Consider the following 25,692-nt stretch of genomic DNA (forward strand, 5'->3'; position numbering starts at 1 on the left):
CTGCTCCGGGGAGGGATACCGATGAACGCCGCGCATCCCGGCTTCGTCCGGTGGATCAACGAGGAGTGGGGCGGTGACGAGCTCTTCGCGGCCGCCCTGTGCCTCGACGAGCTCGCGGAGGCCTGCGGAGGGCCGTACGGCGAGTGGGGCACGCTGTCCGAAGAGGACCAGTCGGTGCTGCTGCAGCACTTCAGCACGCTGCACCCGGACCGGACCTCGTTGCGGGCGGTCGCGTTCGAGTACCGGGAGCACGCCGGCGACGGGAACCTGCGCGAGCTGGCCCGGCGGCTGCGCGAGGACGGGGACGTCCCCGCGCACGACCTCGCGCCGGTCTGGTGGCGGCGCAAGCAGGAGAACCGGGTCAGCACGCACCGCTCCACCTACACCGTCGAGCTGCTGCTCGACGACTACGACCGGCTGATCGCGCTGGTGGGCACCCTGACCGACGCGGCACGGGACTCGGCGCAGTGCGAACGGCTGCTGGACCTCAAGATGGTGCACCGCGAGCTGGAACGCGGGCGCGACCGCGCCGTTCCGGCGATGACCGGGCAGAACCGGTGGGAGTTCTTCGTCATCCTCACGGCCGAGCACATGGACCTCCTGCGCGCGGAGGGCGGCGAGCACGCCCGGTCGGCGCCAGCCGGCTTCCGCGCCTACTGGCGGGACGTGGACAGGGCGTTGCGGTCGGCGCGGTCCATCGCGTTCTCCTGAGCGGGCTTGACTCCGAGTTCCGTACGTCAGCGGAAAAGGCGAAAGGTCAGCCAGTTCGCCTCGCGATCAGAGGCTTGGCATCTTTGGTCACATCCCAGCTTCCGTTCACCGCTGCGTCCAGAGCCTGCTCATCGAGCGTCCAGCCCATGGCCGCGGCGAGCACGTGTGCGGCCAGCCTGGGCGGAATGGCATTGCCGATCTGTTGGGAGACGTCCTTGCCTGACCACGGGTAGTCGACCGGGAACGTCTGCAAACGACCGGCCTCGGGAAGGCTGAACCGTTCGAGAGCTTCCTCGTCAGGCGTCACCAAGCGGTTGCGCGACACCTTGCCGGTGACCGTGGCCGCCGGTTCGCCAGAGGTGCGCCTGCCGCGGAGCTTCGGGTCTCCACCGGTGCCGTAGTTGGAGATGACCACGTATGGCGAGTCCCGTTTGACCGCGCGCCCCATCGTCTCCCAGGGCAGCAGCTGTGGATCTCCCTCTGTGGCAGGGACGCCTTTGCGGTACCGACGGTGCGTCGGTGCGGGAAGACTCGGCTTCCGGTCACGACGGGCGATCAGAATGGCACGTCGACGTGTCTGTGGAACCCCGAACATCTCTGTGTGCAGAATTCCACAATCTGCTTTGTACCCAACGCCTTCCAAGGCCTCCCGCACCGCGTGCCAGACCGGGAGGACCGCCGGAACCTGTTCGAGGATGATCGCCTCGTAGGGCCGGCCGTCCTGAACGGCTTCCAACGCCCAGCGCAACGGCTCCAACACGAGTCCCGTGCGGACGTCGTCGAGCTCAGCGAGGCTCTCCTTGACGTTCTCCCCTGCCGCCATGCGCTTCACGAAGCGGAGTACCTGCTCCAGCGCACGCCGACCAGCACCACCGCCTGCAACGGTGTAGGTCTGGCACGGGGGCCCGCCGGCGAGCACTGTCGCAGTATCGAAGTCGGCGGGCTTGTGCTCCCGAACATCCGCTTGCCAGGTGCGCAAGCCCGCCTTGGCGCGGGTAGCGCACGCGCTGACGTCCCACTCGATCCCGTCCACCGCCATGCCCAGCCAATGTGCGGCAACGTCCAGCCCTCCAGGGCCGGCGAAGAGATCCACCATGTGGATCTGCCCCGGTTCAAGGGACACGGGCTGTTCAGGGGTCATGAGGTCGGAGTTTATCCGGTACCGCACCCGCGATCGGGAGTGCCGGGTCAGTGTCCTTCCAGAACCCGACGAATCGCTTGCCCGAGCGCGTGCGCGACAGGCGGCGGTGATGCGTTCCCGATCTGGCGGTACTGCTTGGTCTTGCCACCTGCGAAGCGCCACTCCGCCGGGAACCCCTGCAGGAGTGCTGCCTGGCCAACTGTCAGCTTGACCATGCCGACAGGTCCGGCGGCCGGGTCCCAGTGGAAGTCGGCGCCGGGCGGTACGTCCGCCAGCGATCCGCCGTTCACGCCCATCGAGGCCCATGCCCGCTTCGATCCGGTGGGACCGAGATCAGGCCCTCCACGCTTCCACGAGCCACCGACCAGCGTGGGTGCCACGCGGTCGGCCTGCTCGGCCCAGTCCTGCGCCTGCTCCCACCCCCGCGACGCCATGGACTGCAGCAAGGCACGACCCACCGACGGTGGTGGATCCGCCACCGGAGGCACCTCGAACGAGTCCGCCGGCCTGTCTTTGAACGCCACGAGAACGCCTTGTTTGCGGTCTTGCGGCACACCGTAGTCCGCAGCGTTCACCACAAGCCAACGGGCTTGGTAACCGAGGTGGGTGAGTTCGGCCTCGATGTCGCGGCGCGCATCCTCGTACCGCTCCCTCGTCACGAGGTCTGGCACGTTCTCGACCAACAAAGCCCGCGGCTGCACGCCGTGCATCAACATGACCGTGGCATGGAGGAGCGCCAGTTCTTCATCACTTCCACGCGGCCGACTGTTCGAGGACGATGCCTCCACACGTGGCAGACCTGCCGCAAGCAGGTCGACGTCGTAGACGTGCTGGTTGTCAGCCGGGTCGAAGTCGATGAGATCGATCTGCCGGACGTCCCAGTCCGGACGGTTCATCAGCAACGTTTCGACGGCGACGTCTTTGTTGTCGATGAGCAGAACGGGATCGAATCCTGCACGCTCCAACCCGAGCGCCTGACCTCCTCCTCCCGCACAGATTTCCAGCGACCTCAAGCGAGTTCGCCCCAGAGCTGCTTCTCCCGGAATAGCCTTCGATACCGCACGCACGCAGAAATCCACCCCTTGCGCTGAATCCAGCCTTGATCGACGTCCCCGACCAGTTCGTCCTACTCGTCGTCGTCCTCCTTCTTCTTCCTGACACGAAGGGGCGCTTCGGCCAGGAGCTTCTCGAACATCGGAACCAGGACGTCCACGGCGCGTTTGTTGACCACACCGTCGTCCGGCCCGTCCGGCAACCGGTCCCACGGCACTTCGGCCATGTGCGCGGCCTCGGCGATCCAGTCGTGCACCGCGTCGTGGTCGACGGGAGTGTCCGGGGCGATCACATCGAAGATCAAAGTGCTTCCAGCGGCATTGACCGCCGCCGACAACGCGTTGATCTGGTCGGAGAGTTTCGGCGCGCCTTCGTCAATGAGCCGTTCCACGACACGCAGCATCGCCGCCGCCGTAGGGCGATGATTGATGATGTCCAGTCGCAAGATGCTGTTCACGACATCCTGGTAACCGAACATTTTTCCCACGAGCCGGTAGTCGGGGCCGGCGCGGAACATTTCCGCCGCCCACCACAAGCGCGAGAACGCTTGAACGTCAAGCGACCCGCTGAACCTGGAGGCGCTCGCTGCACCGCTCTTCTTCTCGTGCCGCCAGACCACGTAGTCAGGGGCAACGAGCATGGCCAGGTAGTTCCAGAAACGGCTGTCCGCGGCCTCGGCGCGGGTCAGCCGCAACGTCGCGTGCAACCGCGGAGCCAGCCACGAGTCCGCTTTGGGTCGCTGGTCCTCGAACCTGTGCATCGCTTCGTCTACCAGTACGCGCACAGGCTCCGTTCGCCACCTCGCGTCTCCAGCGGGCAGCTCCTGGACGTTCCTGCGCAACGCGTTCGGCGAGTAGTCCAGTCCTGCCTGCAAAGCAGGACCGAGGTACTTCGTGGCCGCAGCATTGGACAGAAGCCCGAGGACGGCCGGACAGTCAACAGGTCGAGCCGGGGTCATCAGGACCCGCTCCTCTCCTCGCGGTGAACCGTGCGAACAGCACTGGTCAACTTTTTGGCCGCCTGGCTCCGCCTGCCGGCCGCGTACTGGATGTTCGTCTGCAGCTCCGGCCACCCCGCACCGCTGGTACGGCGCTCGCTGATCTCATGCAACGCGTCTGTGAGCTGCCTGCCGGGCAGCACGTCCGGCAACATCGCGCGCAGCACCGACTCCCGCCAGCCGGCCGGCATGATCGGTGTGCCGTCCTCGTCCTGGTCGAGATGGCTCACCGCGGTGTGGAACATGGCGGTCCAGGCGTCTTGCGAGATCTGACTCGCCGCTACGTCCCGCACCACCTTCTCCGCGGTCGAACCGCCTGCGCCGTTCAACACCTCGACAAGACCTTCCACTCCTGCGGTGTTCAAGTAGACGATCGGGATCTCCGGGTCGTTGACCGTGGAGACAAGCCAGCCGGCGTCCTTGTACGGTCGAAGCCACTCCTCCGGCCCTTCCCGGAAGTCGATCTCCACAACCTTGACGTCGCGCTGTCGGCGCGGAGTCGCTTCCTTGAGGTCGACGTACCAGGGTGCTTCTGCCTTCCCGATGACTCGGCCGGACACACCTCCGATGTCACCGGTCACGACCAGTGAGAGCACCGCCCTGCTGAAGTGCTGGGCTCGCACCAGATCGATTTCCCCTCGCCAGGTCCCGTCGTCCTCTCTGACGAGACGGCTGCTGCTACGCACGTTCGTCCTGTTCTCGGACAGCACCGCGAGACAGACGACATTGGACCAAGGGCCATCGGCCAGCTCGTGCTCCGGCAACTCGGCCTTGAGCTGCAACGTCGCGACACTCCACTCGCCTCGCCCGGCTTGGTGCAGCGCGACAGCCTGGTCGGTCCTGGAGATCTGCGCATACGGAAGCGCTCTGCCGTCCACCGCAACGGATGCGACTTCCAGGACTGCCGGGTCGAACAGCGTCTTGTAAGGGAGATAAGGCCTCACGCCGCACCTCCGCGAGCCTTCTGCACATCGATGACCAGACCGGCCAAGCTGGCGTGAACGGGGTGGCTGGCAGGATCGGTCGTGCCGGAGAACGACGCCGAGCGCACGCCAGCCTCGATCACGAGGTTCCCGCCCTCCTCTCGACAGTTCTGTCCTTGCATCAGCTGCTTCCACTTCACCACTGGACGACCTCCGGACCGGACGTCGAACTTCGCGACAGGGGTGAGCAGCCACGGATCGGCGGCCTCGGGGAGCTTCAGGTCAACCAGGACGTGCCAGGCACCGGCGTCGTCGAGGTGACCGTCAGTGATCCGCACCGTCGGAACGCCCTGCGAACGGCGAGAACCCGAAGGACCGAAACCGTCCAGCCGGAGCAACTCCCGCAACACCGCGGGCCCGTCTGCGCCCGTGCTCGTGCGGCGTCCGACGAGCTGACGAACCGTCTTCTCGATCTCGACGCGGAACTCCTTGAGCCGACTGAGCGCGCCGCGCGCATACACAGCTGTCAGTTCTTCGGTGTACTCCCAGCTGTTGTGCTCGGGAGGTTCGGACGCACGGAGGAACTGCTCAGCCAGTTCCACCTCCTGCCCCTCGCGACCGGTGGCGTAGCCGGCGAGCAACACGGCGTGGAACCGAGTCGCCCCCAACGGAAGCTCACGTGGTCGCTTCCGCATCACCGTCATCCGGCTTCCCCGCATGTACACGACCTGGTTGACCGGATCGTCGTCCTCACCGGCAGGGGTGACCAGCAGTACGGCTCGGTGGTCACCTCCACCTTCCTTCCTCCGTTCCGACCGGAGTGGCGGTACGGAGAGCGTCACATCAGCCCGCGCGACATCAACGTTCGAGGTCAACTCGTCGACCGTCTCCCGATTGAGATACGCCTCGAACGCACGGCTCAACGCAGGATGCGCCATGTGTGGATCGACTCGTTCTTCGTCTTTGAACACCCGGCCGTTCCGCATGGTCACAACGCTCGCCTCCAGCAACGGACCGGCGTCCTGCCCACCGATCATTGCCGCCCAAAACCCGTCCGCGAGCGACTTCACCAGCTTCTCGTGCATCTGCTGAAGCGTCTCGGCCGTGCCCGACGCGTCATGCGCGCCGACGATGAGGAAGGAAGTACCGGGCTCATCGGTGAGCCGCTCCAAGTGGAGATCGCGCACAGTCTGCTCGTCCGCCCACCACGACCGGGAGACCTCTTCCCGCTCGGGTTGTGTGTCGGCCTGCCCAAACCACGCCGGACCTGCGTATGCCTTGCCGCCGACCTCGCGCCACGGCAGGTCCAGGCGCCCGACGAGCCGTCTCTCGCTGTGGCCCTCATAGGGTTCCGAAAGCGTCGAGTTGATCAGCACCAGGCTGAACCGGCTCGTGGCCCACAGGGTCACCTTTCCGAGGCCGTACGAGCCGGCTGCCTTGGTGCCGCTCTCCTTGAAGCTGTCCAGCTGCCTGCGGACCACGGCCGTGTACCGACCGTTCCCGTACTCGTCGCCGGTGAGTCCGGCCGCGTTGTAGTCGTCAACCTTGAGCAGGACCAGGCTCCTGCTCTCGTCCAGGTCGTCCAGCGCAGCCTTCAGACTGCGCGAGACCTTTTGCTCTGCGGCCGCGGCCTGGTCGTAGTGCTCACGCAGGTCGCTCCAGCGGATCGCGGCGAGGAACGCATCGAGGTGCTCACCGGTGAGTTCGTGCAACGTGTAGCGCACTCGCACCGGCCGGCTGGTGTCATACCGCTCGTCCAGGGAGTTCTGCGTCGCCTCGCGTGCCAGCGCGGTCAAGTTCGCGTCAAACGCGAAAGCGGCGGCATTTCCGTACTCGCGACCACCGTCCCTGTGCGCCGACCGGTGATGCCACTGCGGCGGCGTCTGCAGCACCACGTCCGTGCGGTTGTAGACCGAAGCGGAGTCGGTGCCGAGAATCTCGGCGATCCTGCGCTGGGTGTCCGGTCGAGGCTCGGCGCGACCGTTGACCCATGCGGACACCGCAGCCCTGGTGATCTTCAGATCGTCAGCGAGCTGGGCTTGGGTCATGCCCGTCTTGCGGAGCTGACGGGCCAACCAGGGGCCGAAATTCTCGCCCTGCTGTGGACTCATCGCGACTGCGACCCTCCCGACTTGTGTTGGAGCCCGCTCAAGCCGAGTGGGTCAGATAACACTATCAGCTGAATTTTGACATGACCACAAGGATCAAAATTTAGTACATAGTCCCAGCTCAAAAGCTTAGTGGAAGATCTACAACCGGTGTCGGGACTACTTCGTTCCTGGTCCGCATCAGGCACGCTGGCAGCGGCGACCTCGTTCTTCCCTGTGCTCCCCACGCATCGGAGGACGGCGCGCCCGGCAACCAAGGCCGACATCCAGGGGCATGCACCACGCGATCTCACGTCTGCGGTGTGGTGGAGCAGTTGGCCGCGCCCACGCCTTCACGTCACAGTCGCGGCGCGCCCCGTGAGCGGGCTTGACCCTGCACCGTGGTGCAGGGTCAAGGGTGGCGGTGTGATCGAGACCGTCGAGACTTCGGAACGCGCCGCGGTGACCAGGTGGGGCCGGGCGGGCGCGCTGTACGACCTGGTGGCGAGCGCCGCCTTCCTCACGCCGTGGACCGCCGCGTTCGCGCTGGGTCTGATCGGGGACCTGCACGCGGCGCTCGGGCTGCCGGGTGCGCCGCCTCCCCCGCCGAACGCGATGACGTTGTTGTTCGCCACGCTGTTCGGCACGGTCGTGGTGCTGTGGTCGGTGGTCCGGTGGGTGCGGCCGGAACCGGTGTTGATCGCCGCGGACACGGTGGGCAGGGTGCTGTTCAGCGGGTGGTTCACCCGGGCGCTCTGGCAGGGCGAGACGCCGGTGCTGGCGGTGTTCCTGGTGCTGGAGGTGGCGTGGGGTGCGGCGCAGCTGCGGGCGCTGCTGGCCGGGCGCAGGGCGGGGTAGCGTCCGGTGGTGCGCATCTCCGAACTGGCCCGGTCGGCGGGCGTGGGCATCAGCACGGTGCGGTTCTACGAACGGCGCGGGCTCGTCGTCCCGTCGGCGCGCACCAGCGGCGGGTACCGCGAGTACGAGCCGGAGGTGGTGAAGCGGCTGAAGTTCATCCGCCGCGCGCAGCTGCTCGGGTTCACGCTCACCGAGATCGACCAGATCCTCGCGCTGTCCGCCGGTCCGGCCGACGTGGCCGGGCTGGGCGGGGTGATCGAGGAGAAGGTGAGCGAGATCGAGGAACGGGTGCGCGACCTCGAACGGGTGCGGCTGGCGTTGCTCGACGTGGCCGCGAACGGGCCGCGCGAGACGTGCCCGGTGGTCGCCGCGTTGAGCTGACGGCGTCTTTCTGCCGACAGCAGAACGCACCTTCCGGCCGGTGCGGCTGCTGTCACGATGGCGGCATGGCGGACATCTTCGACTTCAAGGGCAAGCGCGAGCCGCAGCCGCTGTGGCGCGAGGCGCTCGGCCGGAAGCTGCGCGAGATCAGGGAGCTCCAGGGTGCCCGCCTGGTCGACGTGGCCGAACGGGCGGGCATCTCGACGCAGTACCTGTCCGAGATCGAACGCGGGCGCAAGGAGCCGTCGAGCGAGATGATCGCCGCGGTCACCGGTGCGCTGGGCGTGGACCTGGCCGACCTGCTCGTCGGCATCGCGGGCCAGGTCCGGCACTTCCAGACCGCGCGTCCGGTGCACCGCCCCGGCGGCCCGGTGATGACCACGCGGTCCCTCGGCCGTCCCAGCGGACCGGTGCTCATGGCGGCTTAGCGCTGCTCCAGCACCTGGTCGGCCAGTCCGTACGCCACGGCACCCTCCGCGTCGAACACCCGGTCGCGGTCGGTGTCGTGACGCAGCTGGGCGACGTCGCGCCCGGTGTGCCGCGACAGCACGTTCTCCAACTGGGAGCGCACCCGGACGACCTCGTCGGCGGCGAGGATGAGGTCCGGGATCGTGCCCCTGCCCTGTGCCGCCGGCTGGTGCAGCACGACCCTGGCGTGCGGCAGCAGTGACCGGCGGCCCTCCGCGCCCGCGGCCAGCAGGACCGCGCCCGCCGCGACGGCCTGGCCCACGCACGTCGTCGCCACCGGTGCCTTGATGTAGCGCATGGTGTCGTAGAGCGCGAGCATCGCCGACGGGTCGCCGCCCTCGCAGTTGATGTAGAGGTTGATCTCCAGGTCGGGGTTGTCCGACTCCAGGTGCAGCAGCTGCGCGATCAGCGCGTTGGCCACGCCCGAGTCGATCCCGGTGCCCAGGTAGACGATCCGCGACGACAGCAGGTGCGAGTAGACGTCCATGATCCGCTCGCCGCGGGCGTCGCGGGTGATGACGTTGGGGATGGTGTAGGTGCTCATGCGACGGCTCCGGAGTGCAGGCCCAACTGGTGGGTGCGGACGGGGACGACCTGGCCCAGGTCGCTGACGACGTGGTCGATGAACCCGTACTCGCGGGCCTGGCCGGTGGTGAACCAGCGGTCGTGCAGCGAGTCGGTGAAGATCCGGTCGAACGGCTGGCCGGTGTCCTCGGCGATCAGCCCGAGCACGGTGTCCCTGGTGTGGCGCAGGTCGTCGGCCTGCACCTCGACCTCGACCGCGGAGCCGCCGATGCCCGCGGACCCCTGGTGCATGAGGATGCGGGCGTGCGGCAACGCGAACCGCTTGCCCTTGGTGCCGGCGGAGAGCAGGAACTGGCCCGCGCTGCACGCGAGACCCAGCGCGAGGGTCGCCACGTCGCACGGGACCAGCCGCATCACGTCGCGGATCGCCAGCATCGACGGCACCGACCCGCCGGGCGAGTGGATCCACAGCGCGATGTCCTGCCGCGGGTCCTCGCTCGCCAGCGACAGCATCTGGGTCGCGAGCACCGTGCCGTTGTCGTCGTCGAGCGCGCCGTCGAGGATCAGCACCCGCTGCGCGAAGAACCGGTCCCTCAGACCGGGGCTGAACATCTTGTCGTTCGTCATGCACCCGACGATGCCGGTGCCACCGCCGCGGCCGCTTCCGTTGCTGCTGTGGGCAGATCAGCTCACGGCAGGCACGCACCCGGAGCTTCAGTCCTTTGAGGACACCTTCGGGGGCCGCACGGTCACGCCGATTCCACGGTGAGCCGCCACCGCACGATCCCTTCGGCGGGCACGACGGCGACCGGGTTGTCGGGGTCGGTGCGTTCGAAGCTCGCGCCGACCATGGGTTCCACCCCGATGCTGCGGTAGGGCTCCGGTTCCGGCCAGCCCTTGAGGTTCCGCCACAGCGCGATCGACACCGGCTGTCCCGCGCACTCCACCCGCAAGTCGAGCGCGTGCTCGCCGTCGACCACCCGGATGCGGTCGTGGCGCAGCACCGCACCGGTGGCCGTGCCGTCGTCCGGTCCGAGCGCGGCCAGTCCCGCCGGCCACTCGCTCATCACCGGCGCGGGGTCGGCGATCAGCACCGGGACACCTTCCGGCGCCTCCAGACGGGCTTCCTGGCTGAGCTCCAGCAACGCGTGTGCCGCCCACACGAACCGATAGCCGGGTTCGGCCGTCAGCTCGTAGTCGACGACCACCACGTCGCCTTCACCGCCGAAGCGCCGCCGGAACGAGAACTCCGGTGTCTCCACCGCCCACCAGCCGTCGACCTCGTGCCAGGGCCGGCTCCACACGTCACCGTGGTCGGGCAGCCCGCGCAACGTCGGAACGCATTCCTCCAGCCCGCCCGCGTCCACCCACGGGTCTCCGGGCGACACCGCCGCGCGTGCCGGGTCCTCTCTGGCCCACAGCCACTCGCGTTCCCCGCTGCGCAACGACGTCCACCGTCCGCCGAGCGAGTGGTCCACCTCGACCCGCAACCCCACCACACCACCCCCGCAAGCAAGGTCATCGCGTTCCGACCCTCCCACGCACCAAGGCGCAAAACAACGCCCGGCCGGGGACCTGGGAGCCCAGAAAACACCACGGGCGGGGTATGTCCGCGCGTTCCGCAGACATACCCCGCCCGAAGGTCGTGCCCCCGGTGCGACTCGAACGCACACTGGACGGATTTTGAGTCCGCTGCCTCTGCCGATTGGGCTACGGGGGCGTAGCGGGGTGAACTGTAGCGGATCTGGCGGTGTGGTTTGTTGCGGGTACCCCTAGGACTTCACCAAACGGCTGATGGCCGCGGTGGCTTCGGCGAGCTTCTCCTCGGCGACGGGGCCGCCTTCGGCGACGGCCTGGGCGACACAATGCTTGAGGTGCTCGTCGAGGAGGCCGAGGGAGACGGCCTGGAGGGCCTTCGTGGCGGCGGCGATCTGGGTGAGGACGTCGATGCAGTATTCGTCGTTCTCGACCATGCGCTGGAGGCCGCGGATCTGTCCCTCGATGCGGCGCAGTCGCTTGAGGTATGCGTCCTTGTCCGCGGTGTACCCGTGCATCGCTCCTGACCTTCCCTACCCCTGGCGGGTATGTGCAGGATACCCGGAGGACGGGTGGTGCGTTATGTGCAACGCTGCTCCGTCAGCGGGAATGGTGAAGCGTCCGGCAAGCCCAGCAACAGCGGCGTGATGAGACGACTAGCTGCACATTTTGGACCCATAACACCCCTGCGGTTTCCTCCGCAAAATGCCCCGACCGGGCGGTTGGGTCACATTTCAGCGGCGAAAGGTTCGCCGTTTTTCCTCGTGTGGACTATGGTGTTGTCGGTGCACGTGGTTTGGTCGAGGATCCGCGTGCTATGTGAGTACCCAACGGAGGAACAGTGGCACAGCAGACCGTCGTCCAACTCATCGACGACCTCGACGGCGGAGAAGCCGACGAGACCGTGACCTTCGCACTTGACGGTGTCGAGTACGCCATCGACCTGTCGAAGGGAAATGCGGAGCGGCTTCGCGAGTCGCTGGCGGACTTCGTCGCCAAGGCTCGTCGTGCGGGTGGCCGCAAGCAGCGCAAGGGCACCGGCAAGTCCACGGTGAAGGCCAGTGACAAGGCTGAGGCGCAGCGCATTCGGGACTGGGCCCGTGCGCAGGGGCACCAGATCTCGGACCGCGGCCGCATTCCGCAGAACCTGGTCGTGCAGTTCCAGGAAGCGCACGCGTCCTGACCTGCGCGGACTCGCGGGGTTTCCACACGTCGGCCGGGTGGCCGGCCGACGTGTTACCAAGAACAGAAGCACAAAGGTGTAACACGTCCCGGTTCGTTCACACCATCCCCGGAACGCGTGGGATCAGCGACCGGGAAAGTCCGCTCCGAACAGCCGCAACACGGCTGTCGCCTTGACCGCCGTCTCCTCGAATTCCGCGTCCGGCTCGGACAGCGAGATGACTGCTCCGCCGACGCCGAAACTGACCTGGGCACCGTTGCGGACCAGCGTTCGGATGACGATGCTGAAGTCCGCGGCGCCGTTGAGCGAGAAGTATCCGAGGGCTCCCGAGTACACGCCACGTGGACCAGCTTCGAGCCCGTCGAGGATCTGCGTGGTCCGGATCTTCGGTGCTCCGGTCATGGACCCGCCGGGAAACGCGGCTCGAACACATCGGACGGCGGAACTGTCCGGTCGAAGTCGTGCCCGCACGGTGCTCACCAATTGGTGGACGGTGGTGTAGGTCTCGACGTCGAACAACCGGGTCACCTCGACGGAACCGACTTCCGCGCAGGTGCCGAGATCGTTGCGGACGAGGTCCACGATCATCAGGTTCTCGGCGCGGTCCTTGACCGATCGGGCCAGGCTTGTGCGCAACATCTCGTCTTCGGCGGCGTCTTCGCCGCGGGGGCGGGTGCCCTTGATCGGCGATGACTCGACGACGCCATCCCGGTCGACGCGGATAAATCGTTCGGGTGACCCGCTGAGCACGGACAGTTCACCGAAACGCAGCAACGCGCCGAACGGTACGGGATTTGCGGCGCGGAGCAGCCGATAAGCGGCCCAGGGGTCCACGTCGGCCTGCCAGGACATCATGTTCGTCAGGCAGACCTCGTAGGTCTCGCCGGCGGTGATGGCTTCCTGGCACGCGTTGATCAGCTTCAGGTAGTGCGTGCGCGGGTGCCGCAGTTGCACGGTGGCCGCGGCGGGCGGTTCGGGGGCCGGCAACGGGGTGAGTGCGTTCAATACGACCAATACCTGGTCGAACCAGTCGTCGTCGGTCAACGACAGCAAATAAGTGGTGTCTTCGTGGTGGTCGATCACGACGGCGCGGTCGGCGAAGACGAACGACGCGTCGGGGTGGTCGGACCGGTGGGCGGAGTCGCCGCCGCACTCGGCTTTCAGCTCGTACCCGAGGTAGCCGACCCAGCCGAGCGCGAAGTCGAACGGCACGTCGGGTTGTTCGACGGCCCAGGCGGCCACGTCCTCGTCCAGCCACGAGAAGAACGACGGGCAGTGCAGGCGTTCGCCGTCGACGACCAGCTCCTGGTCCGGTACCGAGTACCGGGCCACGCGCGCGAGGGGCCCTGAGGCGTCGCCCAGGAACGAGAACCGCCCGCCGGAGCCGCTGTCCAGCCAGAACGCGGTCTCAGCGGTCCCGTGGAGGGCCGCGAACGCCTGCTCCGCGTCCACGGCCAGGTCCAGGCGGCGAACGTGCACAGGGCGCTTCTGAGCCGTTGTACGAACCACCGCGGGTTCGGGGACGGCGGCGGTCCGGGTGGGGGTGAGGGTGGCGAAGTTCGCCAGCAGCTCCCGGCCGGACCGGGTGCAGATCGACTCGGGGTGGAACTGCACGCCCCACGCCGGGCGGTCGAGGGCGCGCACACCCATCAGCACGCCGTCGTCGCTCCACGCGACGGCTTCCAGGGAGGGAGGCAGCTCGGTGACCGCCAGCGAGTGGTAGCGGACCACTTCAAGAGGTGACGGCAGACCGGCGAACACGTCGACGCCCGTGTGCGTCACCGGTGAGACGATGCCGTGGCGTGGCACCGGCGCGGGACCGACCGTGGCGCCGTAGGACAGGCACAGCCCCTGATGGCCCAGGCACACGCCCAGCAACGGGATCTCGGCGTGCTCGACCACCGCGCGGCAGAGGCCGAAGTCGGCGGGGTTGCCCGGCCGGCCGGGCCCCGGCGAGATCACCACGTTGTCGAACGACCGCAGCGCGGACAGCCGGAAGCGCGGGTCGTCGTTGGCGACGACCACGGGTTCGGCGCCGTTCACCTCGGCCAGGTGCTGGAAGAGGTTGAACGTGAAAGAGTCGTAGTTGTCGATGAGCAGAGTCCGCATCGCGGGCGGCACTCTACCTGCCAAAACACCCGATCGGACGCAGGAGAGAGGGCGGCCACAGAACGTGACCGCCCTCCGTGTGCGACCGGGTCAGCTCCCGAGGACGAACTTCGGGTCGACCGCCATGGCGGCGAGCTCTTCGCCGGAGAACGGCTCGACGTCGAGCGCCGGGTAGCCGCCTCCGTCGTAGCCCGCGCTCTGGGCGACGTTCACGACCCAGCCGTTCGGGTGCTTGTACGACATCCAGCCCATCACGCGGCCCTGGTCCGTGCTGGCCGCGTCACCGACCTTCTTCCCGTCGACGTCGCGCACCTTGCACATCGCCCGGCTCATTCCCCAGAACTGCCTGGCCAGGGCACACGGCTCGGAGGCGCTGCCCTGGCTGGGCGTGGACACCTCGACGATCAGCTTGCCGACCTTGCCGTTCTTGCGGACCGGCACGTACGACGTGTACTCCCAGACCTCGGGCTCGCCCTCGTTCGACGAGATCTGCGCCTGGGTGTGGAGCAGGTCGCCGTTCTGGTACTTCGTGTCCTGGTACTTCAGCGACGGCGTCTCGAAGCCGTGCGCCTGGGCGGACTGCTTGACCGCCTCCAGCAGTTGCACGCCGCGCGCCGCCTGCGGGCCCTGCTGCGCGGTGCGGTCGTTCTGCCCGGACGGCCACGCCATCTTCGACGAGGCGCCCGGCTGGGAGCTGCTGCTGCTCGGCCCCGCACCGATGAGGTAGTCCTGCGTGCCGCCGGGGTCGAGCGCGAACGCCGACCCGAGGCCGATGCCCACCACGAGCACCGCCACCACCGCGCCGACCTGCGACGACCGCCGTTTGGACCGGGCCTTGCGCGCGACGTCGAGCGCGCGGTTCGGATCCATGGCCGGCGGGGGGCTGCTGGTCACCACCACGTCCTGGAAAGCCGTCCTGAGGTCCTGTTCGTTCATCGAACCCTCTCCTGCTGTGAGAGCAGACCGCGCAGCGTCTGCAGCCCCCGCGCGGCCTGGCTCTTGACCGTTCCTCCCGAAACCCCGAGGACAGCGGCCGTCTGGTCGACGGACATGTCCTCCCAGTACCGCAGCACGAGGCACGCGCGCTGCTTCGGAGGCACCTTCGCCAGCGCCTCCAGCAGCACCATCCGCTCCTCCGGGTAGCGACCCGGTGCAGCGGCCGAGTCGGCGAGGTCCTCGCTCACCGACTCGAACCGGAACCACCCGCGCCGCCGCTCGGACAGGAACGTCCGCACCAGTACCTGCCTGGTGTAGGCGTCCAGCGCCTCGTGCCGGTCTATTCGCCGCCACGCCAGGTAGAGCTTCGTGAAGGCTTGTTGCACGAGGTCTTCCGCGCGATGCCAGTCGCCGCACAGCAGATACGCCGTGCCGCGCATGGCGTCGGAACGGGCCGCGAAGTACTCCTGGAACGCGGCGTCCCGGTCACTCATCAGGTCTCCCCCTGTCTGCGGTACCGGGTTACTCACGCCACCGCCAACCTGGCGGGTTGCACGGAGTTCGCGAAACGCATACTGATGTCGTGATTTTCCTTTTGCTCCTCGGCGTCCCCACCGCACTGGGCCACTTCTACCTGTGGCGCAGGCTGGTCGTGGACACCACCCGGCCGCGCTCGCTCGGGCGCCGCGTCGGCACCGCCGCCATCGCCGGCGCGTTCCTGGTGCTGATGAGCGCGCTGGTCGTGACGCGCCGGGTGCCGCCGGAGTACGGGAAGTTCTTCGCCTGGCCGGGCTTCGTGTGGCTGGCCGTGCTGTTCTACCTGGCCATCGCGCTGGGCATCGCCGAGGTCCCGCGGCGCATCCTGCTGCGCAGGGCCAGCGCCGCACCCGTGCCCGTCGGCACCGGCGCGGAGGCGGCCGAGCCGGTCGAGGTCGTGCCCGACCCCGGTCGCCGCCTGTTCATCGCGCGGTCGGTCGCGATCGGCTCCGGCATCGCCGCGGGCGGTGTCGTCGGGTACGGCATGACGCAGGCGCTCGGCGACCCTCAGCTGCTGAACGTGCCGGTGACGCTGGACAAGCTGAAGCCCTCGCTGTCCGGTTTCCGGATCGCGGTGGTGAGCGACATCCACCTCGGCCCGCTGCTCGGCCGCTCGCACACCGAGCGGATCGTGCGGATGATCAACGAGCAGGAGGCCGACCTCGTCGCGATCGTCGGCGACCTGGTCGACGGCACCGTGGCCGAGCTGGGCGAGGCCGCGGCACCGCTGCGGGACCTGGTGTCCCGGCACGGCAGCTTCTTCGTGACCGGCAACCACGAGTACTTCTCCGGTCACGAGCAGTGGATCTCCGAGCTCGACCGGCTGGGCGTGCACCCGTTGCGCAACGAGGGCCTGACCGTCGCCGGTGGGATCGAGCTCGTCGGCGTGAACGACGTCACCGGGAAGTCCTACGGCGACGGCCCCGACCTCGACCGCGCCTTCACCGGCCGCGACCGCGCCAACCCCGCCGTGCTGCTGGCGCACCAGCCGGTGCAGGTGGGCGACGCGTCTTCACGCGGAGTCGACCTGCAGTTGTCCGGTCATACACATGGCGGACAGATGGTGCCGTTCAACTTCGTGGTGCCGGTGCAGCAACCCGCTGTCGCGGGGCTGTCGAAGGTGGACGACACGTGGCTGTACGTCAGTCGTGGTGCGGGTTTCTGGGGGCCGCCGGTGCGCGTGGGCGCTCCCCCGGACATCACGCTGGTCGAGCTCCGGTCTGCTGGCTAAATCACACTCGGCCCCACGGGATTGCGCACTTGCGGTGTGCAGGCCGTAGAGTGGACGGCCGTGCCCGCGTACGGACGCGAGGCGGATGAAGGGGGAACCCTGGGGAAATGACCGAGAGCTTCGCCGTCGACCGGCGTTACGAGGCAGAGGCTCGTATTCGGCGTTTCCTGGACCAGGAGCACCCGTCGACACCGTGTCTGGTGATCGACCTCGAGACGATCCGCGCGCGTTACCAGGCGATCCACGCCGCGATGCCGTCCATCGACATCTTCTACGCGGTCAAGTCGAACCCCGAGGCCGACGTCGTCGCGACGCTGGTCGCCCAGGGCGCCCAGTTCGACGTCGCCTCCCCCGCGGAGATCGACCTGTGCCTGGCGCGCGGCGCCGCACCGTCGTCGATCTCCTACAGCAACCCCATCAAGAAGGCCGCCGACATCGCGTACGCCTTCTCCCGCGGGGTGCGGCTGTTCGTGTCGGACAGCGAGCAGGACGTGCGGTTCCTCGCCGAGCACGCGCCCGGTTCGTCCGTCCTGGTGCGGATCCTCGTCCACAGCAAGGGTTCCACCTACCCGTTCGGCAACAAGTTCGGTTGCGATCCGGAGATGGCGACGGATCTCTTGCGGTTGTCGCACCGGTTGGGGCTCGTTCCTCTGGGCGTCGCCTTCCACGCGGGCTCGCAGCAGCTGTCCGTGGCGGGCTGGGACTCCGGCATCGCCGACGCCGCCCTGATCGCGGCGAAGCTGCGCGCGGAGGGCATCGAGACCACCACGGTCAACCTGGGCGGCGGGCTTCCGGCCGTGTACCAGGAGGACACGCCGGGCCTTGAGGCCTTCGCCGCCGCCATCGAGGAGTCGCTGGCCCGGCACTTCGGTGCCGCACGCCCGCGGGTGATGATCGAACCGGGGCGCGCGATCTCCGCGGAGGCCGGGATGATCCGCTCGTCGGTCGTGCTGGTGTCGCGCAAGTCCTATGCGGACGAACGCCGCTGGGTGTACATCGACATCGGCCGCTACCAGGGGCTCGCCGAGACCGAGGGCGAGGCGATCGCGTACCGGTTGCGCACCTCGCGCGACGGCGGGCCGACCGGACCGGTCGTGCTGGCCGGTCCGACCTGCGACGCGGACGACGTGATCTACCAGCACACCCGCTACGACCTGCCGCTCGACCTGAGGGCGGGCGATCACGTGGACATCCTCCACGCCGGCGCCTACACCTCCTCCTATTCGTCCGTGTGCTTCAACGGCTTCCCGCCGCTGGCCACGTACTGCGTCTGAGTCCGCCTGTACTTCACATAGTTTGGAGTGATTGATGTCCGAAGCGCCCTGTCAGACCGAGGAGACCGTCGGTTTGTTCGCGGGACAGCACGTACTTGCAGAGCTTTCGGGTGTGAGTGCCGATCTGCTCGACGACGAGCAGTTCTTGCGCCACGCCCTCGGTGAGGTTCTCACGCAGGCCGACGCAACCGTGCTGGAGGTGATCTCCAAGAAGTTCGATCCCCAAGGAGTCACCGTGCTGGCCCTGCTGTCGGAGTCCCACGCGTCCATCCACACCTACCCCGAGGTGGGGTCGGTGTTCGTCGACGTGTTCACCTGCGGTACTCGTGCGAAACCCGCGCTCGCCGTCCAGCTACTCGCTGACGCTCTGGGCGCTGCTCACGTGAGCACGGACCTCGTCACTCGTGGCATCAAGGAGCACGCCGCGTGAACACGATCAACGAGCCGCTCGCCGAGGGCATGACCCGCCACTGGCGCGTGGACGAGGTGCTGGTCGACACCAAGACCGACTTCCAGCACCTGGTGATCGCCCGCACCGCCCAGGGCCTGTCGTTGTTCTGCGACGACGACCGCCAGTCCACGGAGCTCAGCCAGCTGACCTACCACGAGGCCCTGATGGTGCCGGCGCTGCTGCTGGCCGACCAGGTCGAGCGGGTGCTGGTCATCGGCTCGTCCGAGGGCGTGGTGTGCCAGATGGCGGTGCAGCACGGCGCCACCGTCGTCGACCACATCGACATCGACGAGCAGGCCGTGAAGCTGTGCGCGGAGCACCTCCCGTACGGCTACACGACCGAGGAGCTGGCGCTGGCGGAGAAGGGCGAGGGCCCGATCCGCGTGCAGTACATCGACGGGTTCGAGTACATCCGCACGACGTCGGAGAAGTACGACATCGTGCTGGTGGACCTGCCCGACGAGCGTGAGGAGGAGGCGCAGCACAACCGCCTGTACGGCGCGGACTTCCTGCGCATGTGCAAGGCCCTGCTGCGTCCGGGCGGCGTCGTCGTCAACCAGTCCGGTTGCCAGACGATGTGGCGCAACACCACGCTGATCCGCTCCTGGCAGCGGTTCAACGAGGTGTTCGAGACGGTCGCGTACTACGGCTCTGACGAGCACGAGTGGGCGTACCTGTTCGGGCGCGCGGACGTCGTCGAGGACCCGACGGCGCTGATGGTCGAGCGGTTGGCCACGGCCGGGTACCGGCCGGAGTCGATCGACGACCTGGCGTTGCTGGGCAACAGCATTCCGCCGTACCGGGTGCGGCAGTCGCTGGCCTGAGCCGGTTTCCGGCACGAGAGAGGGGCGCTTCCCGGTCACCGGGAGGCGCCCCTCCTCCGTTCGTGCGCGCCTAGCCGAGCGCCTGCTTCAGGAAGTCCACCTGGAGCAGCAGCAGGTTCTCCGCGACCTGCTCCTGCGGCGTCATGTGCGTGACACCCGACAGCGGCAGCACGGTGTGCGGCCGGCCCGCCGCCAGCAGGGCGCTGGACAGGCGCAGGGTGTGGGCGGCCACGACGTTGTCGTCGGCGAGGCCGTGGACGATCATCAGCGGGCGGGAGAGCTTGTCCGCGTCGGCGATGAGCGAGTTGGAGTCGTAGACCTCTGGCCGCTCGTCGGGGTGGCCGAGGTAGCGCTCCGTGTAGTGGGTGTCGTAGAGGCGCCAGTCGGTGACCGGGGCGCCGGCGATGCCCGCGTGGAACACGTCCGGGCGGCGCAGGACGGCCAGTGCCGACAGGTAACCGCCGTAGGACCAGCCGCGGATGGCGACCCGGTCGAGGTCGAGGTCGGGTTCGAGTGCCGCCGCGGCGTGCAGGGCGTCGACCTGGTCCTCCAGGGTGGCGCCGGCGAAGTCGAACGCGATGGCGCGTTCCCAGGCCAGACCGCGGCCGGGGGTGCCGCGGCCGTCGGCGACGAGCACCGCGAAGCCCTGGTCGGCGAGCCACTGCGAGGCGAGGAAGGCGTTCTGGGCCGTCAGGACGCGCTGGGCGTGCGGGCCGCCGTACGGGTCGAGCAGCACCGGGAGCTTGGTGCCCGGCACGTGATCGGCAGGCAGCAGCAGGGCCGCGCGCAGGTCGCGTTCGCCGAGGGTCAGCATGCGCGGGGACGCCCTGATGACCGGCGTCTCGGCCCACGACTCGATCTCGCGACCGCCGACGGTGACCTTCGAGCCGTACCAGTCCAAAGAGGACGATGCGAGCACAACCGTGTCACCGCCCCGGACCGCGGTGTGCACACCATCCCCTGTGGACAGCCGCTCGACCGTCGCGCCGACGGAGTGGACGTGCACCTGGGTGGGGTCGTCGGCGGAGGCCGCGATCAGCACGGAGTCGTCGGTGATGTCCAGGACCCGGCGCACCTGCAGGCCTTCGGTCACGACGTCGTCGCCGACCTGCAACGCGTACTCGTCGCCGGAGTGCACGATCCGGACCAGGCGGCCGTCGGGCGTCCACGCCGGGGCGCCGTCGCTGACCTCCAGCCACACCGGGTCGGTCTCGACGGCGAGCTCGGACACCGCACCGGTCTCCGGGGCGAGCGAGTGGACGCGGCGGGTGCGCTGGTCGCGGGTCTGCGTGGTGATCAGCGGCGCACCACCGGCTGACCAGTGCACGTCGTTGAGGTAGTCGAACTCCAGCAGCACCGGCACGAAGGTGCCGTCCAGCGACACCACGTGCAGCGACACCGCGGCGTTGTCCGTGCCCGCCGCCGGGTAGGCGATCTCGGTGGCCGGCGTCGCGGGGTTCGCCGGGTCGGCGATGTACCAGCGGCGCACCGGGGAGTTGTTCACGCGCGCGGCGATGAGGCGGGTGCCGTCCGGCTCCCACCAGTAGCCGCGGTAGCGCGACATCTCCTCGGCGGCGATGAACTCGGCCAGGCCGAACGTGACGTCCTCGCCGTCGGGCACGGCGACCGCGCGGTCGTCGCCCGAGTCCAGCTCGACCACGCGCAGGGTCCCGCGCGTCACGTACGCCACGCGCTGCCCCGTCGGGTCGACGCGCGGGTCGATGACGCCGCCACCGGTCGGCAGCTCGCGCACGTCCCCGCTCACCAGGTCGGCCACGAACAGGCGGCCGGACAGGGCGAACGAGGCGACGTTCGCGTCACCGGACAGGGCGTAGCCGACGATGCCCGCGCCGGACTCGCGCGTGCGTTCGCGGCGGGCCTTCTCCTCCGCGGGCAGGTCCTCCGGATCGGTCAGCAGGCGGCCGGGATCGGCCACCAGCCGTTCGACGCCGGTGGTCGTGTTCAGCTCCCACAGCCCGTTCGCACGGCTCGTGGCCGTGGCCGGGCGCAGGAAGAACACGCGCGAACCGTCCGGCGACACCGCGAAGGTGCGCGGTGCGCCGACGGTGAACCGCTGAGAGCGCGCCTGTTGGCGCGGGAAGGAGATGTCGTTGCCCACCCGCTCACACTATCCCGCGCGCGAACGCGGGGGCATGGGAACGAAACCGCTGGTACGACGCACGTACTCGGCGTACCCCGGCCGGCGCGACACGATGTCCCTCTCGAGCAGCGGTTTGCCCGTGCCCTTGGCGAGCAGCCACGTCATGACCACCGGACTGATGACCGTGAGCGCCGCCGGCCAGGAGTGCACCGCGAACAGGAAGAGACCCCACCACACCACGGCGTCCCCGAAGTAGTTGGGGTGCCTGGTGTAGCGCCACAACCCGCGGTCCATGACGGCGCCCTCGTTCGCCGGGTCCGCCCGGAACCGCGAGAGCTGCCAGTCACCGACTGACTCAACTGTGAAGCCGACCACCCACAAGGTCGTTCCGACCCAATCTAACACTCCCCACGGCGCGTCAAGGTGCTGTGCGACCTGCACCGGCAGCGACACGATCCACATCAGAACGGCCTGCAACAGGTACACCCGGTACATCCGCAGCCGCGGATTTCCCTTGGCGCGCTTGAGGATGTCCCGATAGCGCGGGTCCTCGTCCCTGGTCCGGTTGCGCAGGAGGATGTGCACGCCGAGCCGGACGCCCCAGATCACCGTGAGCGCCGTGACCAGCACGTTCCGCACCGGTTCGCCGTCCGCGAACAGGAACGTCACCACCGCGATGACCGCGAAGCCAGGTCCCCAGGCGGAGTCGACCAGGTCGTAGCGCTTGCGCCGGTCCGCGTAGCCGAACAACGCGGTGAGCAGCACCAGCACCACGAGGAAGCTGACCGGGTAGCTCACCGGGCCACCAGCTCACGGCGCACGCGCGGCATGCCGCTGCGGCCGTTCTCGCTCGTGCGCACAGCGAGGACCTGGTCCACGCCCATCCGTCCCTCCTCGAACGTCAGCGCGCCGCCGGCGAGGTAGAGCCGCCACACGCGCGCCTGACCCTCGCCGACGAGCGCGACGACCTCGTCCCACCTCTCTTCGAGCGTCCGCGCCCACGCGCGGACGGTCCAGACGTAGTGCTCGCGCAACGCGTGCACGTCCCGGATCTCCAGCCCGGCCGCCTCCAGGAACCCGGTCGTCTGGCTGACCGGTCGCATGTGCATGTCCGGTGCCACGTACGACTCGATGAACGCACCACCGCCCGGCGCGTTCCGGCCGCGCGACATCTGCTGCAGCAGCAGCCGCCCCTCTGGCTTGAGCAGCCGGTGCAGCGTCGCGGCGTACTCGGGGTAGTTCCGCTCGCCGACGTGCTCGCCCATCTCGATCGTGGAGATCGCGTCGAACGGTTCGCCGCGCACCTCGCGGTAGTCCTGCAGCCGCACCTCGACCCGGCCCTCCAGCCCTTCGGCCGCGATGCGCGAGAGGACGTGCTCGCGCTGCTGAGCGGAGATCGTGACCCCGGTGGCGTGCACGCCGTAGTGCTTCGCCGCGTGGATGATCATCGAGCCCCACCCGCAGCCGACGTCGAGCAGCCGCATGCCGGGCTGCAGGCCGAGCTTGCGGCACACCAGGTCGAGCTTGTTGTGCTGCGCCTGCTCCAGTTCCTCGTCCTCGGCGGTGAAGTACGCGCACGAGTAGGCCATGCTCGGATCGAGCACGAGCCGGTAGAAGGCGTTGCTCAGGTCGTAGTGGTGCGAGATCGCGTCCCGGTCCCGCTTCTTGCTGTGCAGCGCGCCTTTGAGCCGTGCCTCCTCCTTCGGCGCGTCCGGGTTGCGCCCGACCACCTTGAGGTCCAGCGCGAGCCGCACCACCTCGGTGAGCTTCGGCCTGCGCGTGACGCCGCGCCGCACCAGCCCCCAGACCTGGGAGAGCCCGGCCGCGAGGTCGCCTTCCACGTCGAGCTCGCCGCTCACGTACGCCCGCGCGAGCCCGAGCTCGTTCGGGCTCCACACGAGCCGGCGCAGCGCGTCGCGGGAGCGGAGCACGAGCACGGTCCCGTCCTGTGGGCCGGCCACGCTCCCGTCCCACGCCCGAATCCCGATCGGAAGCGGCGCACCCAGCACCCGTTCCGCCACTCCTGCCAGCTGACCAGCGACGACCACCCTGCACCTCCTGCGAAACCGGCTCCGCCTGACGTTCGGGACGGCAAGAGGTTCGGTTCGTTTCTGAACCGAGACGCAACCACGCCCGTATGGCCCGGTAGAGCGAACGACGGACAAGGAGGACATGAGTGTGATCCGACGTAACCGCATTGCCATCGGGCTCGCCGCGGGACTGGCAGTTGTGCTGGGTCTTGGTGTCTGGAGCGCCACGGGAAGTGGCACGAACTCGAAGCCGGTGGCACAGACCGAAACCGACCTGGGCGTCCTCGGTGACTACGGCGACGTGGGTCAGCCCCCGGTGCTCCAGGAACCCGCTCAGGCGCCCGAGACCCCGGTTCAGCAGCAGGCACCGGAGACCCCGGCCGCGCAGCAGCCCCCCGCAGCCGCACCGGTCAGCTCGCTGAAGCTGGTCGGCAAGCCGGTCGACAAGATGGGCCTGGTCGTCCAGGACGGCGACGGCCGCACGATGTACCGCTTCGACAAGGACACCCCGAAGCCGGAAGGCAAGTCGAACTGCAACGGCCAGTGCGCCATCACGTGGCCGCCGCTGCTGTCGGACACGATCCCGCAGGTCGAGGGCATCGACTCGAAGCTCGTCTCGCTGATCACCCGCGCTGACGGCAAGAAGCAGGTCGCGATCGACGGCTGGGCGCTCTACGCCTACTCGCAGGACCCGAAGCCGGGCGCCTGGAAGGGCCAGGGCGTCGGCAACACCTGGTTCGTGATCCAGCCCGACGGCAAGCGCAACGTCGAATGCCTTCCCCCCGGCGTGACGGTGCCCGCGGCCTAGTCCCCTTGCAACGACCATCCCGTTAGGACGGTCCACCTGACACACACGACACCCTGACACGCGAAACCCCGGCCCTGGGGAAGGGGCCGGGGTTCCCGTCGTTCCGCTCTCACCCGATCGAGTGGTCTTTCACGTCACGCGGGGGCCCCGCGTTCCCCACAGGGAAACGCGGGGCCCCCGCGTGACGTTCGAACAGGCGGAGAAGGGGCGGCGCCGGAGGTCCGGTGCCGCCCCTTCGTTGCCACAGGGTCAGAGCAGGGTCAGAGCGTGGAGTACAGCGGGTGCTTCGCGGCCAGCACCTCGACGCGGGCGCGCAGCTCGTCGATCGTGGCGCCCGGCTTGAGGGCCTCGGCGATCACGTCGGCGACCTCGGTGAAGTCCCCCTCGCCGAAGCCGCGGGTGGCCAGTGCCGGGGTGCCGATGCGCAGACCCGAGGTGACCATCGGCGGGCGCGGGTCGTTGGGGACCGCGTTGCGGTTGACCGTGATGCCGATCCGGTGCAGCACGTCCTCGGCCTGCTTGCCGTCCAGCTCGGAGTTGACCAGGTCGACCAGGACCAGGTGCACGTCCGTGCCGCCGGTCAGCACCTTCACGCCGGCCTGCGCGACGTCGGGCTGCGAGAGGCGGTCGGCGAGGATGCGGGCGCCGTCGAGGGTGCGGCGCTGGCGGTCGGCGAACTCCTCCGACGCGGCGTGCTTGAACGCCACGGCCTTGGCGGCGATCACGTGCTCCAGCGGACCGCCCTGCTGGCCGGGGAACACCGCCGAGTTGATCTTCTTGGCGATGTCGGCGTCGTTCGACAGGATCACGCCGCCGCGCGGACCGCCGAGGGTCTTGTGCGTCGTCGTGGTCGTGACGTGGGCGTGCGGGACGGGCGAGGGGTGCAGGCCCGCGGCCACGAGGCCCGCGAAGTGCGCCATGTCGACCATCAGGTAGGCCTCGACCGAGTCCGCGATGCGGCGGAACTCGGCGAAGTCCAGCTGGCGCGGGTAGGCGGACCAGCCGGCGACGATCAGCTTCGGGCGGTGCTCGGTGGCGAGGCGCTCGACCTCGGCCATGTCGACGCGGCCGTCACCGTCGGAGACGTGGTACGGCACGACGTTGTAGAGCTTGCCGGAGAAGTTGATGCGCATGCCGTGGGTCAGGTGACCGCCGTGCGCGAGGTCCAGGCCGAGGATCGTGTCGCCGGGCTGCAGCAGCGCGAACATCGCGGCGGCGTTGGCCTGGGCGCCGGAGTGCGGCTGGACGTTGGCGAAACCGGCGCCGAAGAGCGACTTGATGCGCTCGATGGCGAGGCGCTCGACGACGTCGACGTGCTCGCAGCCACCGTAGTAGCGGCGGCCGGGGTAGCCCTCCGCGTACTTGTTGGTCAGCACCGAACCCTGGGCCTGCAGCACCGAGACCGGCGTGAAGTTCTCCGAGGCGATCATCTCGAGGGTGCCCTGCTGGCGCGCCAGCTCGGCCGCAACGGCCTGCGCGACCTCGGGGTCGTACTCCGCGAGGGAGGCGTTGAACTGGTCGGACATCT

General features: G+C 68.7%; 26 protein-coding genes and 1 tRNA gene. 10 read left to right on the forward strand and 17 right to left on the reverse strand.

The window, feature by feature from the left end; genetic code table 11:
* Positions 1-21: 21 nt before the first annotated feature.
* Positions 22-711 carry a hypothetical protein gene (locus ACZ7CF_RS24110; RefSeq protein WP_470370646.1) on the forward strand — a complete coding sequence of 230 codons (690 nt, stop codon included), beginning with the start codon at positions 22-24 and terminating at the stop codon, positions 709-711.
* A gap of 46 nt (positions 712-757) precedes the next feature.
* Here the strand turns inward: ACZ7CF_RS24110 and ACZ7CF_RS24115 are convergent, their stop codons facing one another.
* The 5 genes from ACZ7CF_RS24115 to ACZ7CF_RS24135 all read right to left on the reverse strand — a co-directional run bounded on the left by ACZ7CF_RS24115 (position 758) and on the right by ACZ7CF_RS24135 (position 6,936).
* Positions 758-1,852, reverse strand: coding sequence for a DNA cytosine methyltransferase (locus ACZ7CF_RS24115; protein ID WP_458430798.1), 1,095 nt, complete (start codon positions 1,850-1,852; stop codon positions 758-760).
* A 47-nt stretch (positions 1,853-1,899) separates the two neighbouring features.
* The gene (locus ACZ7CF_RS24120) at positions 1,900-2,865 is read right to left on the reverse strand and encodes a DNA cytosine methyltransferase (protein ID WP_470370647.1); all 966 of its coding nucleotides are present in this window, start codon (positions 2,863-2,865) and stop codon (positions 1,900-1,902) included.
* Positions 2,866-2,978: 113 nt separating this feature from the next.
* Positions 2,979-3,863: a DUF6339 family protein gene (locus tag ACZ7CF_RS24125; RefSeq protein WP_470370648.1), complete on the reverse strand. Its 885-nt coding sequence runs from the start codon at positions 3,861-3,863 to the stop codon at positions 2,979-2,981.
* On the reverse strand, positions 3,863-4,846 hold the full coding sequence (locus tag ACZ7CF_RS24130; protein ID WP_458430795.1) for a hypothetical protein: 984 nt from the start codon (positions 4,844-4,846) through the stop codon (positions 3,863-3,865). The genes ACZ7CF_RS24125 and ACZ7CF_RS24130 overlap by 1 nt, the downstream gene beginning before the upstream one ends.
* A complete protein-coding gene (locus tag ACZ7CF_RS24135) occupies positions 4,843-6,936 on the reverse strand; it encodes a helix-turn-helix transcriptional regulator (RefSeq protein ID WP_470370649.1) in 2,094 nt (697 codons plus the stop codon). Before ACZ7CF_RS24135 ends, ACZ7CF_RS24130 begins: the two co-directional genes overlap by 4 nt.
* A 402-nt stretch (positions 6,937-7,338) precedes the next feature.
* On the opposite strand from ACZ7CF_RS24135, the gene ACZ7CF_RS24140 reads away from it, so the two are divergent.
* From ACZ7CF_RS24140 to ACZ7CF_RS24150, 3 genes are all read left to right on the forward strand, one after another.
* Positions 7,339-7,770 (forward strand): hypothetical protein, encoded by a 432-nt coding sequence (locus ACZ7CF_RS24140; protein WP_360390156.1) that lies wholly within the window; start codon positions 7,339-7,341, stop codon positions 7,768-7,770.
* Between the two features lie 9 nt (positions 7,771-7,779).
* A complete protein-coding gene (locus ACZ7CF_RS24145; protein ID WP_470370650.1) occupies positions 7,780-8,151 on the forward strand; it encodes a MerR family transcriptional regulator in 372 nt (123 codons plus the stop codon).
* 65 nt (positions 8,152-8,216) lie between these two features.
* Positions 8,217-8,579, forward strand: coding sequence for a helix-turn-helix domain-containing protein (locus ACZ7CF_RS24150; RefSeq protein ID WP_360390161.1), 363 nt, complete (start codon positions 8,217-8,219; stop codon positions 8,577-8,579).
* Here ACZ7CF_RS24150 and ACZ7CF_RS24155 read toward each other — a convergent pair.
* From ACZ7CF_RS24155 to ACZ7CF_RS24175, 5 genes are all read right to left on the reverse strand, one after another.
* On the reverse strand, positions 8,576-9,163 hold the full coding sequence (locus ACZ7CF_RS24155) for a ClpP family protease (protein WP_360390164.1): 588 nt from the start codon (positions 9,161-9,163) through the stop codon (positions 8,576-8,578). The genes ACZ7CF_RS24150 and ACZ7CF_RS24155 overlap by 4 nt on opposite strands.
* The gene (locus ACZ7CF_RS24160) at positions 9,160-9,771 is read right to left on the reverse strand and encodes a ClpP family protease (RefSeq protein ID WP_470370651.1); all 612 of its coding nucleotides are present in this window, start codon (positions 9,769-9,771) and stop codon (positions 9,160-9,162) included. Before ACZ7CF_RS24160 ends, ACZ7CF_RS24155 begins: the two co-directional genes overlap by 4 nt.
* 122 nt (positions 9,772-9,893) lie before the next feature.
* On the reverse strand, positions 9,894-10,640 hold the full coding sequence (locus ACZ7CF_RS24165; RefSeq protein WP_470370652.1) for a hypothetical protein: 747 nt from the start codon (positions 10,638-10,640) through the stop codon (positions 9,894-9,896).
* A gap of 150 nt (positions 10,641-10,790) precedes the next feature.
* Positions 10,791-10,864, reverse strand: a tRNA-Leu gene (locus tag ACZ7CF_RS24170).
* Positions 10,865-10,916: 52 nt separating this feature from the next.
* Positions 10,917-11,198: a metal-sensitive transcriptional regulator gene (locus ACZ7CF_RS24175; protein ID WP_360390172.1), complete on the reverse strand. Its 282-nt coding sequence runs from the start codon at positions 11,196-11,198 to the stop codon at positions 10,917-10,919.
* 323 nt (positions 11,199-11,521) lie between these two features.
* Here ACZ7CF_RS24175 and ACZ7CF_RS24180 point away from each other — a divergent pair, with 323 nt between their 5' ends.
* On the forward strand, positions 11,522-11,863 hold the full coding sequence (locus ACZ7CF_RS24180) for a histone-like nucleoid-structuring protein Lsr2 (protein ID WP_030466676.1): 342 nt from the start codon (positions 11,522-11,524) through the stop codon (positions 11,861-11,863).
* Positions 11,864-11,986: 123 nt separating this feature from the next.
* On the opposite strand, the gene pabB is transcribed toward ACZ7CF_RS24180, so the two are convergent.
* The 3 genes from pabB to ACZ7CF_RS24195 all read right to left on the reverse strand — a co-directional run bounded on the left by pabB (position 11,987) and on the right by ACZ7CF_RS24195 (position 15,402).
* Positions 11,987-13,972 carry an aminodeoxychorismate synthase component I gene (gene pabB / locus ACZ7CF_RS24185; protein WP_470370653.1) on the reverse strand — a complete coding sequence of 662 codons (1,986 nt, stop codon included), beginning with the start codon at positions 13,970-13,972 and terminating at the stop codon, positions 11,987-11,989.
* 90 nt (positions 13,973-14,062) lie between these two features.
* Positions 14,063-14,908, reverse strand: a complete 846-nt coding sequence (locus ACZ7CF_RS24190; RefSeq protein ID WP_470370654.1) for a hypothetical protein — start codon at positions 14,906-14,908, stop codon at positions 14,063-14,065.
* On the reverse strand, positions 14,905-15,402 hold the full coding sequence (locus ACZ7CF_RS24195; RefSeq protein ID WP_360390182.1) for a SigE family RNA polymerase sigma factor: 498 nt from the start codon (positions 15,400-15,402) through the stop codon (positions 14,905-14,907). The genes ACZ7CF_RS24190 and ACZ7CF_RS24195 overlap by 4 nt, the downstream gene beginning before the upstream one ends.
* 89 nt (positions 15,403-15,491) lie before the next feature.
* Here ACZ7CF_RS24195 and ACZ7CF_RS24200 point away from each other — a divergent pair, with 89 nt between their 5' ends.
* From ACZ7CF_RS24200 to ACZ7CF_RS24215, 4 genes are all read left to right on the forward strand, one after another.
* Positions 15,492-16,676: a metallophosphoesterase gene (locus ACZ7CF_RS24200; protein ID WP_360390185.1), complete on the forward strand. Its 1,185-nt coding sequence runs from the start codon at positions 15,492-15,494 to the stop codon at positions 16,674-16,676.
* Positions 16,677-16,783: 107 nt separating this feature from the next.
* Entirely contained in the window at positions 16,784-17,950 is a 1,167-nt protein-coding gene (locus tag ACZ7CF_RS24205; RefSeq protein ID WP_458430788.1) for a type III PLP-dependent enzyme, read from the forward strand.
* 34 nt (positions 17,951-17,984) lie between these two features.
* Complete coding sequence (speD, locus tag ACZ7CF_RS24210; protein ID WP_030466682.1) at positions 17,985-18,380, forward strand: adenosylmethionine decarboxylase; 396 nt, start codon at positions 17,985-17,987, stop codon at positions 18,378-18,380.
* A 29-nt stretch (positions 18,381-18,409) separates the two neighbouring features.
* The gene (locus ACZ7CF_RS24215; protein WP_360391446.1) at positions 18,410-19,225 is read left to right on the forward strand and encodes a spermine/spermidine synthase domain-containing protein; all 816 of its coding nucleotides are present in this window, start codon (positions 18,410-18,412) and stop codon (positions 19,223-19,225) included.
* Between the two features lie 70 nt (positions 19,226-19,295).
* Here ACZ7CF_RS24215 and ACZ7CF_RS24220 read toward each other — a convergent pair whose 3' ends face one another.
* Genes ACZ7CF_RS24220 through ACZ7CF_RS24230 form a run of 3 tightly spaced genes read right to left on the reverse strand, consistent with a single transcriptional unit; the run spans position 19,296 to position 23,314 of the window.
* Complete coding sequence (locus ACZ7CF_RS24220; protein ID WP_470370655.1) at positions 19,296-21,344, reverse strand: S9 family peptidase; 2,049 nt, start codon at positions 21,342-21,344, stop codon at positions 19,296-19,298.
* A 9-nt stretch (positions 21,345-21,353) separates the two neighbouring features.
* Entirely contained in the window at positions 21,354-22,124 is a 771-nt protein-coding gene (locus ACZ7CF_RS24225) for a DUF1295 domain-containing protein (RefSeq protein ID WP_470370656.1), read from the reverse strand.
* Positions 22,121-23,314: a class I SAM-dependent methyltransferase gene (locus ACZ7CF_RS24230; RefSeq protein ID WP_470370846.1), complete on the reverse strand. Its 1,194-nt coding sequence runs from the start codon at positions 23,312-23,314 to the stop codon at positions 22,121-22,123. The genes ACZ7CF_RS24225 and ACZ7CF_RS24230 overlap by 4 nt, the downstream gene beginning before the upstream one ends.
* 295 nt (positions 23,315-23,609) lie before the next feature.
* Between ACZ7CF_RS24230 and ACZ7CF_RS24235 the strand changes: the two genes are divergently transcribed.
* Positions 23,610-24,164, forward strand: coding sequence for a COG4315 family predicted lipoprotein (locus tag ACZ7CF_RS24235; RefSeq protein WP_360390199.1), 555 nt, complete (start codon positions 23,610-23,612; stop codon positions 24,162-24,164).
* Positions 24,165-24,424: 260 nt separating this feature from the next.
* Here ACZ7CF_RS24235 and glyA read toward each other — a convergent pair whose 3' ends face one another.
* A complete protein-coding gene (gene glyA / locus ACZ7CF_RS24240; protein WP_470370657.1) occupies positions 24,425-25,690 on the reverse strand; it encodes a serine hydroxymethyltransferase in 1,266 nt (421 codons plus the stop codon).
* Positions 25,691-25,692: the final 2 nt, after the last annotated feature.

Source organism: Lentzea sp. NPDC036955 (genome assembly GCF_055608005.1).

Excerpts from the sequence above, each read along its gene's own strand:
- pabB (WP_470370653.1), bottom strand. The coding sequence starts at position 13,972 with ATGCGGACTCTGCTCATCGACAACTACGACTCTTTCACGTTCAACCTC.
- ACZ7CF_RS24175 (WP_360390172.1), bottom strand. The coding sequence starts at position 11,198 with ATGCACGGGTACACCGCGGACAAGGACGCATACCTCAAGCGACTGCGC.
- ACZ7CF_RS24195 (WP_360390182.1), bottom strand. The coding sequence starts at position 15,402 with ATGAGTGACCGGGACGCCGCGTTCCAGGAGTACTTCGCGGCCCGTTCC.
- ACZ7CF_RS24115 (WP_458430798.1), bottom strand. The coding sequence starts at position 1,852 with ATGACCCCTGAACAGCCCGTGTCCCTTGAACCGGGGCAGATCCACATG.
- speD (WP_030466682.1), top strand. The coding sequence starts at position 17,985 with ATGTCCGAAGCGCCCTGTCAGACCGAGGAGACCGTCGGTTTGTTCGCG.
- ACZ7CF_RS24215 (WP_360391446.1), top strand. The coding sequence starts at position 18,410 with ATGACCCGCCACTGGCGCGTGGACGAGGTGCTGGTCGACACCAAGACC.
- ACZ7CF_RS24125 (WP_470370648.1), bottom strand. The coding sequence starts at position 3,863 with ATGACCCCGGCTCGACCTGTTGACTGTCCGGCCGTCCTCGGGCTTCTG.
- ACZ7CF_RS24155 (WP_360390164.1), bottom strand. The coding sequence starts at position 9,163 with ATGAGCACCTACACCATCCCCAACGTCATCACCCGCGACGCCCGCGGC.
- ACZ7CF_RS24135 (WP_470370649.1), bottom strand. The coding sequence starts at position 6,936 with ATGAGTCCACAGCAGGGCGAGAATTTCGGCCCCTGGTTGGCCCGTCAG.
- ACZ7CF_RS24190 (WP_470370654.1), bottom strand. The coding sequence starts at position 14,908 with ATGAACGAACAGGACCTCAGGACGGCTTTCCAGGACGTGGTGGTGACC.
- ACZ7CF_RS24205 (WP_458430788.1), top strand. The coding sequence starts at position 16,784 with ATGACCGAGAGCTTCGCCGTCGACCGGCGTTACGAGGCAGAGGCTCGT.
- glyA (WP_470370657.1), bottom strand. The coding sequence starts at position 25,690 with ATGTCCGACCAGTTCAACGCCTCCCTCGCGGAGTACGACCCCGAGGTC.
- ACZ7CF_RS24160 (WP_470370651.1), bottom strand. The coding sequence starts at position 9,771 with ATGACGAACGACAAGATGTTCAGCCCCGGTCTGAGGGACCGGTTCTTC.
- ACZ7CF_RS24110 (WP_470370646.1), top strand. The coding sequence starts at position 22 with ATGAACGCCGCGCATCCCGGCTTCGTCCGGTGGATCAACGAGGAGTGG.
- ACZ7CF_RS24150 (WP_360390161.1), top strand. The coding sequence starts at position 8,217 with ATGGCGGACATCTTCGACTTCAAGGGCAAGCGCGAGCCGCAGCCGCTG.